The sequence below is a fragment of the Comamonadaceae bacterium OTU4NAUVB1 genome (assembly GCA_024372625.1).
Classification (GTDB): domain Bacteria; phylum Pseudomonadota; class Gammaproteobacteria; order Burkholderiales; family Burkholderiaceae_C; genus Variovorax.
The window spans coordinates 313,671-325,603 of the sequence record CP099603.1 but is presented as its reverse complement, the minus strand read 5'-3'; the positions used below and the strand labels follow the sequence as shown (position 1 = coordinate 325,603).

13 protein-coding genes are annotated in these 11,933 nt (G+C 71.3%); 4 read left to right on the top strand and 9 right to left on the bottom strand.

What is annotated here, in order from left to right; translation table 11 throughout:
• Window positions 1-147: 147 nt before the first annotated feature.
• From NF681_01425 to NF681_01415, 3 genes are all read right to left on the bottom strand, one after another.
• On the bottom strand, window positions 148-1,227 hold the full coding sequence (locus NF681_01425) for a TAXI family TRAP transporter solute-binding subunit (GenBank protein UST52266.1): 1,080 nt from the start codon (window positions 1,225-1,227) through the stop codon (window positions 148-150).
• A gap of 25 nt (window positions 1,228-1,252) precedes the next feature.
• The gene (locus NF681_01420; GenBank protein ID UST52265.1) at window positions 1,253-1,900 is read right to left on the bottom strand and encodes a hypothetical protein; all 648 of its coding nucleotides are present in this window, start codon (window positions 1,898-1,900) and stop codon (window positions 1,253-1,255) included.
• 143 nt (window positions 1,901-2,043) lie between these two features.
• Complete coding sequence (locus tag NF681_01415; GenBank protein ID UST52264.1) at window positions 2,044-2,541, bottom strand: C40 family peptidase; 498 nt, start codon at window positions 2,539-2,541, stop codon at window positions 2,044-2,046.
• A gap of 205 nt (window positions 2,542-2,746) precedes the next feature.
• Between NF681_01415 and NF681_01410 the strand changes: the two genes are divergently transcribed.
• The 3 genes from NF681_01410 (at window position 2,747) to NF681_01400 (ending at window position 4,735) form a co-directional block, all read left to right on the top strand.
• Window positions 2,747-3,412 carry a YqcI/YcgG family protein gene (locus tag NF681_01410; protein UST52263.1) on the top strand — a complete coding sequence of 222 codons (666 nt, stop codon included), beginning with the start codon at window positions 2,747-2,749 and terminating at the stop codon, window positions 3,410-3,412.
• A complete protein-coding gene (locus NF681_01405; GenBank protein UST52262.1) occupies window positions 3,405-4,052 on the top strand; it encodes an urea carboxylase-associated family protein in 648 nt (215 codons plus the stop codon). Before NF681_01410 ends, NF681_01405 begins: the two co-directional genes overlap by 8 nt.
• 230 nt (window positions 4,053-4,282) lie before the next feature.
• A complete protein-coding gene (locus tag NF681_01400) occupies window positions 4,283-4,735 on the top strand; it encodes an ABC transporter substrate-binding protein (GenBank protein UST52261.1) in 453 nt (150 codons plus the stop codon).
• Between the two features lie 61 nt (window positions 4,736-4,796).
• Here the strand turns inward: NF681_01400 and NF681_01395 are convergent, their stop codons facing one another.
• A complete protein-coding gene (locus NF681_01395) occupies window positions 4,797-5,381 on the bottom strand; it encodes a cytochrome b/b6 domain-containing protein (GenBank protein ID UST52260.1) in 585 nt (194 codons plus the stop codon).
• Window positions 5,378-6,439, bottom strand: a complete 1,062-nt coding sequence (locus NF681_01390; protein UST52259.1) for a catalase family peroxidase — start codon at window positions 6,437-6,439, stop codon at window positions 5,378-5,380. Before NF681_01390 ends, NF681_01395 begins: the two co-directional genes overlap by 4 nt.
• 279 nt (window positions 6,440-6,718) lie before the next feature.
• Between NF681_01390 and NF681_01385 the strand changes: the two genes are divergently transcribed.
• Window positions 6,719-7,468 (top strand): hypothetical protein, encoded by a 750-nt coding sequence (locus NF681_01385; protein ID UST52258.1) that lies wholly within the window; start codon window positions 6,719-6,721, stop codon window positions 7,466-7,468.
• On the opposite strand, the gene NF681_01380 is transcribed toward NF681_01385, so the two are convergent.
• The 4 genes from NF681_01380 to paoA form a co-directional block, all read right to left on the bottom strand.
• Window positions 7,453-7,755 (bottom strand): hypothetical protein, encoded by a 303-nt coding sequence (locus NF681_01380; protein UST52257.1) that lies wholly within the window; start codon window positions 7,753-7,755, stop codon window positions 7,453-7,455. The two genes, NF681_01385 and NF681_01380, sit on opposite strands and share 16 nt — an antisense overlap.
• Window positions 7,756-7,960: 205 nt before the next feature.
• The gene (locus NF681_01375) at window positions 7,961-10,156 is read right to left on the bottom strand and encodes a xanthine dehydrogenase family protein molybdopterin-binding subunit (GenBank protein UST52256.1); all 2,196 of its coding nucleotides are present in this window, start codon (window positions 10,154-10,156) and stop codon (window positions 7,961-7,963) included.
• A gap of 8 nt (window positions 10,157-10,164) precedes the next feature.
• Window positions 10,165-11,115 carry a xanthine dehydrogenase family protein subunit M gene (locus NF681_01370; protein ID UST52255.1) on the bottom strand — a complete coding sequence of 317 codons (951 nt, stop codon included), beginning with the start codon at window positions 11,113-11,115 and terminating at the stop codon, window positions 10,165-10,167.
• Window positions 11,112-11,771: an aldehyde dehydrogenase iron-sulfur subunit gene (paoA, locus tag NF681_01365; GenBank protein UST52254.1), complete on the bottom strand. Its 660-nt coding sequence runs from the start codon at window positions 11,769-11,771 to the stop codon at window positions 11,112-11,114. Before paoA ends, NF681_01370 begins: the two co-directional genes overlap by 4 nt.
• Window positions 11,772-11,933: the final 162 nt, after the last annotated feature.

Below are 11,933 nucleotides of genomic sequence, written 5' to 3'. Positions count from 1 at the left end.
GAAATCCTTGTGGGGCGGGTCGTGGGGTTCGTACCGGTGCGGCAGGACAACCCACCGTCACGTGCAAACTAACGACCGCGTTTTGCAGGATTTGTAGGACGACCGCCGCACGCGCCCCGGACAAGCCTCACACCACCGCGACGCGGCTCACGCCTTGCAGATGCCCAGCACCTTTTCCTGCTCGCTGCACACGCGTCCCTTGGGCGCGTTCCGGGACGGCGCCGACGCGTCGGCGTCGGGCGCCTTGGCGGTCGCGATGCACTTGCGCAGCCGGCGCTCCATCGGGGCGTAGTAACGCCAGCCCTGACCGAGCGCGGGCAGTTCGAGCCGCACCTGCTGCCACTTCGGGTGGCCGTTGGCCCGCAGCTTGTCGAAGTTGCCGCACAGCGATTCGGCGAAGCGGTTGAGCGTGTCCACGGTGGAGGCCAGGCCGTAGTCGTAGGTGGCGAGGTAGGCCTTCACGCTCAGGGTCGGCACATCGCCGGTGAGCCAGGTCGGATAGCTGTGGGCGCGCAGCGTCACCGGGAAATAGGTCTTCTTCGCCCGCTGGCTCTCGGGGGCCGCCTCGTCGAAGCGCAGGATCTTGATGTACTTGCGCGCCTCCGGCTTCATGTCCGAGAACAGCTTGGCGGGCTGCCCCGCCACGATGATCGCGACGTCGATCGACTTGTCGACCGTGAGCTTGGCGAGCGCTTCCTCGTTGCTCAGATAGCTGGTGTTGGCCGGCGGCAACGGCTCGCCGAACATCAGCTGGTAGACCGTGCGCGAGGTCAGCGCCGTGCCGCTGCCGATCGGCCCGACGCCGATGCGCTTGTCGCGGATCTCGTGGATGGCGTTGATGGGCGCATCGGCCCGCGCGACGAAATAGATCTCCTCGTCGTAGAGCGGCATGATCAGGCGCAGCGGCCGGATGATGTTGCCGGCCTCCGCGTTGCCGGCCTTCGCCTCGTCGAGGAAGGCCTGGTAGACGTCCGACTGCACCAGCGCCATCTTGATGCCGGGCTCGAAGCGCATGCGCTGCACGTTCTCGGCCGACCCCTTGGACTCCAGCACCTCCAGGTCGATGCCGGCCGGCTCGGCGACCCACTTGGCGAGGTCGTTGCCGATCTGGATGTACGTGCCGGTCTTCGAGGCGGTGACGATCTTGAAAGGCGCCGGGCCGGCCGCGGCGGCCGCGCCGGCGGCCGTGGCGAGCAGTAGGCCCGCGAGGATGGATCGGACGGACATGGGGAAACTCCTTCGGGATGCGGATTCAGGGACGCGCGCAGAGCGACAGCGCGGCCAGGGCGTCGTCGCAGCGCGGCGCGGGGGCGTCGGCGGTGGCGGGCCCGGCGGGCGACGCGGCGGCCGGGGTCGTCGTCGGCGACGCCGGTGCGATCGGCGCTGCGGACGGCGTGGCGGTGGCGGTCGAAGGCGTGGTGGCGGACGGCGTGCGCACGACGGGCCCCGTCGCCGTCGCCGCCCGGGCCGCCGTGGCCGGCTGCACCGGCGCGAGCGGCGCATCCTGCGCGAGTGCCGCCGGCGGTGCACCGGCCGCGCGCTGCTTCGCGTAGCGGTCGTAGGCCATGCCCAGCAGCAGCACGCCGGCAATGAGCGCCACCACGCCGATCGCCTTGCGGCGCCGCCGTGCCGAGCCGTCGTCCGCCGCGTGCGGGCCGAAGCCGGCCGTCATGAAATCGTTCGGGCCGCGTGGTGCCGCGAACGGGTCCGGCGCCTCGTCGCCCGGCGCGGGGCCGGACAGGGAGGCCGGCGCGGCGGCGGCGCCCGCGCCGCCCTTGGCGGGCGCCACCGTCTGGTCCTTGCCGCAGTGCGGACAGATCCGCTCCTGCTCGGGCAGCAGGTCGCCGCAGTGGCGGCATGGAACGAGAAACGACGTGTCCTGATCGGCCAGATTCACCATGGGTTCAACAACTTTCTCCAGCGCGGTGCGCGCGTGCGGTGGGGACCTGTGCTCGTGCCGAGTATCCCCCACGCCCGGCCCTGGAAAAAGCGGGTTTGTGCGCAGCGCCTTCGCCCGTGGCCCCGGGCACCCGCGGGGCGCGGCTAGATGCGGCGCACCTCCATGCGCTGACGCGACCAGTACGGCCCGTCGAGCCGGTCCAGGCGCACGTCGCCACCGGACGAAGGCGCGTGCACGAACCGCCCGTCGCCCACGTAGATGCCGGCGTGCGTGGGACGCGCGCCGCCGAACAGGACCAGGTCGCCGGTGCGCAGTTCGCCCGCGTCCACCGCGCGGCCGAAGCCCGCGAGCTGCGCCACGGTGCGCGGCGGCGTCACGCCGACGCGGGTGCGGTAGACGTGGCCGATGAGGCCGCTGCAGTCGAAGCCGCCGGCCACCGTGTTGCCGCCGTAGCGGTAGGGCGTGCCGACCAGGCCGAGCGCGTGGATGGCGATGTCCTGCGCCTGCTCGGTCGTGATCGCCGACGGCACGGCGGTCGCGCCGGGACCACCGGGGCCGCCGGGGCGGGGTCCGCTGGCGCACCCGGCCAGACAGACTGTGACGGCCAGCAGCAGCGAAAGCGGAGAAGCGTGTCGTGTCATCGGAGACCCTGGAAAAACGTCGTCGTGGTGGAACGGTCGCCGGCGCGGGTGTCACGGGAATGCAGCGCTTTGCCTTACGTCCGGCCTCGCGCGCGCCCACCCGAGGTGCCTCCGATGGACGTCATGGACACCGCGGGTGCCGTCTAACTTGCACCCATCTCAAGCATTCAGGTCATCCATGCATCCGTCGATCGATCCCCACACCATGCCGGTTTCCGACCGGCGCCCATTCTCCGACTTCGTCGCAGGCGCCGCGTTTCCCTGCGTCGGCGCGAAGTCGGCCCTCCACAAGGACCGGATGCGCTTCGTGCCCGCCGGCGTGCTCGGCAGCGAAGCCGCGTCGCGGCGCCTGGTGCACGGGCTGCACGCCTTCGCGCAGGAGTTCCCCCAGCCCGGCACCGTGCCGGTGAGCCTCGTCGCGCTCTTCGACGCGATGCCGCTCGACGAACTCGGCTTCGAGCGCCTGCTGTGGCGCCAGTTGAGCGACATGCACGCGCTCGACGTCTCGCTCGGGTCGTCCTGGGACACGTCGGTGTCGGGCGATCCGGCGCGCGAGGAATTCTCCTTCAGCATCGGCGGTCGGGCCTTTTTCGTGGTCGGCCTGCATCCGGGGGCCTCGCGGCTGGCGCGGCGCTCGCCGGCACCCTGCCTGGTGTTCAATTTCCACGACCAGTTCGAGGCGCTCAAGGCCTCGGGCAAATACCAGACCATGCAGGAGGCCATCCGCAAGCGCGACGTGGCGCTGCAGGGGTCGGTGAACCCGGTGCTGTCGCGCTTCGGGGATGCCTCGGAGGCCCGGCAATACTCCGGCCGCGCGGTCGAGGCGGACTGGGTCTGCCCCTTCCATCACCGGGAATCGCGCGATGCATGAGCACGATCCGGCGCACGCCCACGCCCATCCGCACGCACACGGCGACACCTGCCGCATCCCCCCGCAGTCCGGTCGTGCGTTCCGCCTGCGCAAGGGTGACATCCTGCGCATCACCGACCCCGAGGGCGAGCAGGTCGCCGACCTCTATGCCTTCCAGGACGGCAACCACGCCTGCAGCCTGTCCTCGGGCCGCAGCATCGACTACGCCTCCAAGATCTACCTCTCGACGGGCGACGTGCTGTATGCGAACGACAGCCAGCGGATGTTCACCATCGTGGCCGACGATGTCGGCCGCCACGACTTCCTGCTGACGCCATGCAGCCAGGAGATGTTCGAGATCCTGTACCGGCACGTCGGGCATCACCCGAGCTGTTTCGAGAACCTGTACACCGCGTTCGCCGAATTCGGCATCCGCCCCGAACAGATCCACACGACCTTCAACGTCTTCATGAACGTGACCGTGGACCCCGAGGGCCGGGTGGCCGTGCTGCCGCCCACCTCGAAGCCGGGCGATGCGATCGAGTTGCGCGCCGAGATGGACCTCCTGTGCGCGCTGACCTCGTGCTCGGCCGAGCAGTCCAACAACGGAGCCTTCAAGCCGATCGACTACGAGATCGTCGCGGCGTCCACGCCGCGCTGAAGCGCGCGGGGCGACGCCGCCCGGGCGTGCCGCCGACGATGGATCGCCCAGCGTCGCCCGAGTCCCCCCGGGTCCTGGGGACTCTGTCGCGCAAAGGCCGAACGCTGCGCATCATGGACGCATCGCCGGGGTCGGCGCGACATCGCGACGACCTTCGCCCACGGACCGGGAACCGACGATCCGGATGGGTCTCCAACCCTGAACCCAAACCATTTCAAAGGGACATCGCAATGCGTCAATCGACTTCTTTCCGCGCCACGGCCGCTGCCGTCATCGCTCTGACGATCGCCTCGATGGCGATCCCCAGCGTGGCGCACGCCAAGCGCTTCGGCAGCCGCTCGACCACGGCCGCGCGCCCCGCCGCCGCACCGGCCGCGGCCGCACCCGCGGCGCGCACGCCCGCACCCGCCGCGGCGCCGGCGGCCAACACCGCCACGCCGGCCGCCGCGGCGCCCGCCGCCGCCTCCGGCCCGGGCCTGATGGGCACCATGGGGGCCGTGGCCGCCGGTGGCCTGATCGGCACCATGGCCGGCAACGCCATCGCCGGCCCCTCGTCCGCCGACAAGGAAAAGGAAGCCAAGGCGAAGGAAGCCGAAGGCCACGAGAAGGAAGCCAAGGAACTGCAGCGCAAGGCCGACGAGGCCAAGGCGAAGGCGGACGCCGCCCGCGCGGCGACCAAGTGATCCGGCGGGACGCAGGCGGCGCCCGTCCGGGCGACGTCCTCGTCCCGGCGCTCGGCGTCGCCTAGCTGCGCGCGCGCTGGTTCGCGAGCGCGGCGCTCGAGGCCGGTGCCTCGGCCGGGTACGGCGCCATGGCTTCGTACACGCCGTCCCGGCGCACCAGCGCATGGAACAGCGCGGCGGCCAGGTGCAGCAGGATCAGCGCGAAGAAGGCGAACGCCAGGAACCGGTGGGCATCCCACAGCCTGCTGTGCAAGGTCGGGTCGGGCGCCACGATGGCCGGCAGGTGCCAGCCCGCCACCACCACCGGATAGTCCGCCGCCGAGAGCATGGCCCAGCCGATCAGCGGCATCGCGATCATCAGCACGTAGAACGCGAAGTGCGACAGCCGGGCGGCCAGCTTCATGGGTCCGGGCATGGCGCGCGGCAGCGGGGGCGCGCCATCGCGCAGTCGCACGCCCAGGCGCACCAGCGCGAGCAACAGGATCGCGAGGCCGAGCGGTTTGTGGATCGACACCAGCGTCAGGTAGCGCGGACCGAAGGTGGAGACCATCCCCACCCCGATGAACAGCATCGCCAGGATGCCGAGCGCCATGGCCCAGTGGAGCGTGCGCTGCAGCGCGGTGAATCGGTGGCGGGGGGCGTTCATGGCTTGGCTCCGGAAGCGGCGGTGCGGGGATAGCTCTGTTCCTCGGCGGCGCGCCGGTGGAAGGACACGGAATAGGCGGCCGACCGCGCGGCCGGGAACGGGTCGTCCGATGTGCGCATGCCCGTGGGCAGAACCGTCGGGTCGAAGTTCAGGTCGCGGCACGGACCGTCGGCCTCGGGCTCGACGCGCTCGACGACGAGGGTGCCGACATCGAGCTTGCGCCGGTCCTCGGGCCAGGCCTGGCTGGGGTCGGCGCTCGGGTCGCCCGGGCCCGCCACCATGACCGACAGGGTCCAGCGCTGGGGCGCCGCCGCCACCCGTTCGGCGATGTCCTTGTCGAGGAAATCGGCGCCGCGCGCCTTGAGCTCGGCCGCCGTCACCGTCACCGGCGTCGCGACCGGCACGAACGACCAGCGCACCACCGCGTCCTGGTCCTGCGCGTTGGTGAAGACGAAGGCGTTGAGGCTTTGGAAGGCGGTGTCGGCGTACGAGGCGGTGTAGGGCGCGCTGCCGGCCCAGGCGCCGAACGCGCGGAACTCGGGGTGCGCCGCCGCGAAGGCCTTCATGGCACCGGGATCGGCCGCGTGCGATGCCGTCTGCAGGTCGTAGAACGCCTGCGTCGTCGCCACCGGAAAGAACGGTGCGCTGATCATGGCGGTGCGCCACTCCTGGCCGTCGGCCGTCCGCACGCGCAGGCTGAGGCCGCGCACGCGGGCCGTGCCGTCGTCGGCCGTGGGCGTCGGCACGGCGAGGTTGAAGCGGCCGGTCACCGGATGGCCGCCGGTCGCGAACAGCGCCGCCTTCGACAGGGCCGCGCCCGCGCCGTTGGCCTCGAAGGTGCCGGTGAAGCAGATGCCCTTGGCGTGGTTGCGGCGGTGGCCCGCGACCGGGCCGCCGGGCGGCGCCAGGATGTCGACCACCTTGGCCGGGGTGAGGCGCTGCGGCGAGAACCAGCCGGCGGCATAGGCGAAGGCGCCGGCCACGCCGGCGACCACGGCCGCGATCAGGAGGAGCCGGCCCGGGCTGGCGCCGGCCGGAGGTGTCTTTCGCTCGTTCATGGGAAGTTTTCTTGGTGTTGTCGTCGAAGGGCGGCGGACTCTAACAGCGGGGCCGCGCCGGCCGCGTGGGGGAATGCCGCCGAACGGCCGCGCGACGTGGTGACCGCGAGGTGCCTCCCGAGGACGCTGGCCGCGGCCTGGGCGCCAGCGCGCCGTTCGACCGCGGCGACCTTCGGACCTGCTCGACCGACGGCGCGGACCGGCCGGCCGGCGGTCCTTCTCGTCCATGCCGACAATCGACCGGTGCGACCGATCGACCCTCCGCCCGACTCTCCACCCGTGCCGCCGTACGCCGGGCGACTGCGCTCGCGCTACTCCGGCACGGACGCGATGCGCACCCGGAGCGTGAGCGGCATCGTGCATGCGGGCGTGGTCGAGGTTCCGGCGCTGCCGGCGCGGCTCGTGGCGGACTGGGCGCGCGAGATCGCCACCCACCTCCGGCTGGAACCCGGCGATGTCGAGCCGCTGTCGCTGCCGCGCGCGCGGCTGCGTTGGCCGGATTTCAGGCGCTGCGTCGAGACGGCATCGGCCTGGCTGCGCACGCTCGGGCTGCCCGACGTGCTGGCCACCGCCGACGTCGCGCTGATGGCGTGCCGGGGCGCGCGCTACCACCACGACGCCGCGCAGTACGGCGGCTCGGTCTTCTGCAACCTCTTCCTGAGCGACGACCGGGGGCTGGACGTGCGTTTTCCCGTGGCGGACCGGAGGATCGCGCTGACGCGCGGGACGATGCTGGTCTTCGACACGGGCCAGCCGCATGCCGTCGTGCCACGCGGCGGGGACCGTTTCGACGCCGTCGATTTCAGGCCGGGCGGCGATCGTGATCAGGTCTTCCTGACCTGGGAGCTGCCCCTGTCGGACCCGCGCGTGGCGCGCGCCCTGGGCATCGTCGTCGACGACGCACCGGTGGCGGCTGAGGAGGATTCAGGCGAGGAAGGCGAGGGAGGGTTGTGGCTGGATGGCGAGCCGGCCCGGCTGTGTCCGGCGTCCGGCCGTTTCCTGCCGACGCCCGATCAGGCGATCACGTAGTCCAGGCGGGCTTCGTGCAGCAACTGGTCGCGCACGATGTCGCGCGCTTCGTCGTCGGCGAATTCCATCAGCACGTCGGCGATCTGGTCGTCCTCGAGCTCGAACAGCCACTCGACCGCTTCCTGCTGACCGGCGGAAAAGACCGCTTCGTCGCCGAGGCGGAAGAAGCGCGCGGCGGTTTCCTTCGGCGCCAGCGTGCGCATGTCCAGCAGTTCGAGCACGAGGCTGATCTGCGAGGCGTCGAAGGGCATGGGCGGGGTGGAAGACGGGTGGACGGACGGGTTCATGAGGAGGTCCTGGCTTGACGGAGGTTGAACGCGAAACCGCTCCGGAATGGAGCGGTTCGCGGTGCGTCGAGCGTCACTGAAATGTGTCCTGATGTGTCGTCCGCGCCCGGCAGGAAGTGCTTCGCCCCGTGAAGAAAGTCAGCATTCGCACGCTCTGTCGGGCGCACGCGACGTGCTGACTCGCTTCCGTAGGAAAGTCGTCCGATCAGACGTCGATCGCGGGCAGCTTGCCGATCAGCTTGTCCACCGTGATCGGGTAGTCGCGCACCCGCACGCCGGTGGCGTTGTAGACGGCGTTGCCCACGGCCGCGCCGACCCCGCAGATGCCCAGCTCGCCCACGCCCTTGGCCTTCATGGGCGAAGAGATGGGATCGGTCTCGTCCAGGAAGATCACGTCCTGGTGCGGCATGTCGGCGTGCACCGGCACCTCGTAGCCCGCGAGGTCGTGGTTGACGAAGAAGCCCTGCCGCTCGTCGATCGCCAGCTCCTCCATCAGCGCCGCGCCGGCGCCCATGGTCATCGCGCCGATGACCTGGCTGCGCGCGGTCTTCGGGTTCAGGATGCGGCCCGCCGCGCAGACGGCGAGCATCCGGCGCACCCGCACCTCGCTGGTGTACGCGTGGACGCCCACTTCCACGAAATGCGCGCCGAAGGTCGACTGCTGGAATTCCTTGTCGAGCTTGCCGAACTCCAGCGTGTCCTCGGCCACCAGTTCCTGGCCGCCACCGACCTCGGTCAGGGCCACGGTCTTGCCGTCTGCCGACACGTTGCCGTTGGCGAAGACGGCGGCGCCCACGGGCATGTCGGCGCGCTTGGCGATCAGTTCGCGCAGCTTGGCGCAGGCGGCGTAGACGCCCGAGGTGGAACTGTTGGCGCCCCACTGCCCCCCCGAGCCCGCCGACACCGGGAAGGTCGAATCGCCCAGACGCACCACCACGCGCTCGATCGGCACGCCCATCATCTCGGCGGCGGTCTGCGCGATGATCGTGTAGCTGCCGGTGCCGATGTCGGTCATGTCGGTCTCCACCGTCACGATGCCCCGGCCATCGAGCCGCACGCGCGCGCCCGACTTCTTCACCGCGTTCTCGCGGTAGGCGGCCGCCACGCCCATGCCGACCAGCCAATCGCCGTCGCGCACGCGGGCGGGCGTGGCGTCGCGGCGATTCCAGCCGAAGCGCTCCGCGCCCAGGCGCAGGCACTGCACCAGCTGGCGCTGGGAGAAGCGGCGCTCGGGCTTGGCCGGATCGACCTGGGTGTCGTTCATGACCCGGAACTCGATCGGATCGAGCTTCAGCCGTTCCGCGGCCTCGTCCATGAAGGCTTCCAGCGCCATCAGGCCGGGGGCCTCGCCGGGCGCGCGCATGGCGTTGCCCTCGGGCAGGTCCAGCGCGGTCAGGCGGGTGCCGGTCAGGCGATGGGCGCCGGCATAGAGCATCGCGGTCTGCGCCGAGCCGTCCTCCGGGTCGCCGCCGGACAGGTTGCCCGACCACGTCTCGTGCGCGACGGCCGTGATCTTGCCCTGCGCCGTGGTGCCCAGGCGCAGGCGCTGGATGGTGGCCGGGCGGTGCGTCGTGTTGTTGGCGATCAGCGGCCGCTGCAGCGTGACCTTCACGGGCCGGCCCGCCGCGCGCGCGCCGAGCGCCGCGAGCACCGTGTCCGAGCGCAGGAACAGCTTGCCGCCGAAGCCGCCACCGACGAACGGCGAGACGATGCGCACCTTCGACTTCGGGATCGCCAGGGTCTTGGCCAGGTCGCCGGCGAACCAGTCGACCATCTGGCTGCTGGTCCAGACGGTGAGCTGGTCGCCGTTCCACACGGCGGTGGTGGCGTGCGGCTCCATCATGGCGTGCGAATGGTCGGGGGTGGTGTAGGTCAGGTCCAGGCGCACCTCGGCGCGGTCGAAGGCGGTGGCGAAGTCGCCCACCTTCTTGTCCTTGTCCACGGTGCGGCGCTGGGTGGCCTTGGCCTTCTCGAGGTCGTAGTTGCCCGGCGCCTTGTCGTAGGTCACCTTCAGCAGCTGCGCGGCGGCGCGCGCCTGCTCGAAGGTCTCGGCCACGACCACCGCGATGGCCTGGTGGTAGTGCTCGATGGTCGGGCCGCCGAGCAGCCGGGCGGTGTTCATGGCGCCCTTGCCGAGCTTGCCGGCGTTGGCCGCCGTGACGACGGCGAGCACGCCGGGCGCGGCCTTGGCGGCGGCCTGGTCGATGGACGCGATGCGGCCCTTGGCGATGCCGGCGCCGACGACGTAGCCGTAGGCCTGGCGGGGCGCGACGTCATGGTGCTCGTAGGCGTAGCGCGCCGTGCCGGTGGTCTTCAGGCGTCCGTCGACGCGGTCGAGGGGCTGGCCCACGACCTTCAGCTGGTCGATCGGGTTGGTGGTGGCGGGGGTCTCGAATTTCATGATGGTCCTCAGGTCCTCGCTTGGGCCAGGGTCGCGGCGAGCGTGCGCTCCACCAGCGGGAGCTTGTAGGCGTTGTGTTCGGTCGGCTTCGCCTGGGCGAACAGCGCGTCGGCCACGGCCTTCGAGCCGCGCGGCAGCAGCGCGTCGGCGCTCGCCAGGCGCCAGGGCTTGTGGGCCACGCCGCCGATGGCGACCCGGCCCGTGCCGTCCTTCTGCAGCACCGCGGCCACCGACACCAGCGCGAAGGCGTAGGACGCGCGGTCGCGCACCTTGCGGTAGATGTGGGTGCCGCCCAGAGGCGCAGGCAGTGTCACGGCCGTGATCAGCTCGCCGCGCTGCAGTTCGGTCTCGATGTGGGGCGTGGTGCCCGGCAGCTTGTGGAAGTCGGCGATCGGGATGACCCGCTTCGATCCGTCCGGGCGCAGGGTCTCGACCTGCGCGTCGAGCACCCGCATGGCCACGGCCATGTCGCTCGGGTGCGTGGCGATGCACGCGTCGCTCACGCCCACCACCGCCAGCTGCTTGCTGTAGCCGCCGATGGCGGCGCAGCCGCTGCCGGGCTGGCGCTTGTTGCAGGCCTGGTTGGTGTCGTAGAAATACGGGCAGCGCGTGCGCTGGAGCAGGTTGCCGGCGGTGGAGGCCTTGTTGCGCAGCTGCCCCGAGGCGCCCGCGAGCAGCGCCCGCGACAGCACGCCGTAGTCGCGGCGCACGCGCTCGTCGGCCGCGAGCTGGGTGTTGCTGACCATCGCGCCGATGCGCAGGCCGCCCTCGGCCGTGGGCTCGATCGCCTTCAGGCCCAGGCGGTTGAGGTCCACCAGGTGGGTCGGGGTCTCGATCTCCAGCTTCATCAGGTCCAGCAGGTTGGTGCCCCCGGCGATGAAACGCGTCTCGGCCGACTTCTGCGCCTTCGCCAGGGCGTCCGCCGGCGTGGTCGCGCGTTCGTAGGTGAAGCTCTTCATGCCTTGACTCCCGCGACTTCCGAGATGGCGTCGACGATGTTGCTGTAGGCGCCGCAGCGGCAGATGTTGCCGCTCATCCGCTCGCGCAGTTCGGCGGCCGACAGCAGCGGCTTGGCCGTGAGGTCGCCCGTCACGTGGCTGGGGATGCCCTGCTGCATCTCCTGGATCGCGCCGGCGGCCGAGCAGATCTGCCCGGGTGTGCAATAGCCGCACTGGTAGCCGTCGTGCTTGACGAAGGCCGCCTGCAGCGGGTGGAGCTTCTGCGGCGTGCCCATGCCCTCGATGGTGGTGACCGAGCCGCCGTCGTGCATGACCGCGAGCGTGAGGCAGGAATTGATGCGCTGGCCGTCGGCCATGACCGTGCACGCGCCGCACTGGCCGTGGTCGCAGCCCTTCTTGGTGCCCGTCAGGTGCAGGTGCTCGCGCAGCGCGTCGAGCAGCGTGGTGCGCGTGTCCAGTTCCATCTGCTGGACCTGGCCGTTCACCGTGATCGACACGCGCGACATCGACGGGTCCAGCGGACGGGTGCCGCCCGCTGCGGCGGCGGCATTGTTCTGGGCCGCGGCGGGGGCGGCGCACAGGGCGGTGGAGGCACCGGCGCCGGCGGCGGCCAGGACGCCGCGCCGCGTCATCGGCAGTTGTCGATTGAGGTCCATGGGTTCTTCCTTGTTCGTGGGGTCGGTCGCCGCCGGACGTGCGCGGCCGGCTCCAGGGCCGGCCGCCCGCGGGCAATCCGTGGACCCAGTATGGAAACGCGGATCGACCCGGGCCGTGGGAGCGGGCGGGTTCGCTCGTAGGAGTGGACGCGCTGGCGCCGC

Bases quoted from the DNA above. Each gene is read 5' to 3' on its own strand.
- NF681_01405 (UST52262.1), top strand. From the start codon at position 3,405: ATGCATGAGCACGATCCGGCGCACGCCCACGCCCATCCGCACGCACAC.
- paoA (UST52254.1), bottom strand. From the start codon at position 11,771: ATGGACCTCAATCGACAACTGCCGATGACGCGGCGCGGCGTCCTGGCC.
- NF681_01425 (UST52266.1), bottom strand. From the start codon at position 1,227: ATGTCCGTCCGATCCATCCTCGCGGGCCTACTGCTCGCCACGGCCGCC.
- NF681_01370 (UST52255.1), bottom strand. From the start codon at position 11,115: ATGAAGAGCTTCACCTACGAACGCGCGACCACGCCGGCGGACGCCCTG.
- NF681_01390 (UST52259.1), bottom strand. From the start codon at position 6,439: ATGAACGAGCGAAAGACACCTCCGGCCGGCGCCAGCCCGGGCCGGCTC.
- NF681_01375 (UST52256.1), bottom strand. From the start codon at position 10,156: ATGAAATTCGAGACCCCCGCCACCACCAACCCGATCGACCAGCTGAAG.
- NF681_01410 (UST52263.1), top strand. From the start codon at position 2,747: ATGCCGGTTTCCGACCGGCGCCCATTCTCCGACTTCGTCGCAGGCGCC.
- NF681_01380 (UST52257.1), bottom strand. From the start codon at position 7,755: ATGAACCCGTCCGTCCACCCGTCTTCCACCCCGCCCATGCCCTTCGAC.
- NF681_01395 (UST52260.1), bottom strand. From the start codon at position 5,381: ATGAACGCCCCCCGCCACCGATTCACCGCGCTGCAGCGCACGCTCCAC.
- NF681_01415 (UST52264.1), bottom strand. From the start codon at position 2,541: ATGACACGACACGCTTCTCCGCTTTCGCTGCTGCTGGCCGTCACAGTC.
- NF681_01420 (UST52265.1), bottom strand. From the start codon at position 1,900: ATGGTGAATCTGGCCGATCAGGACACGTCGTTTCTCGTTCCATGCCGC.
- NF681_01400 (UST52261.1), top strand. From the start codon at position 4,283: ATGCGTCAATCGACTTCTTTCCGCGCCACGGCCGCTGCCGTCATCGCT.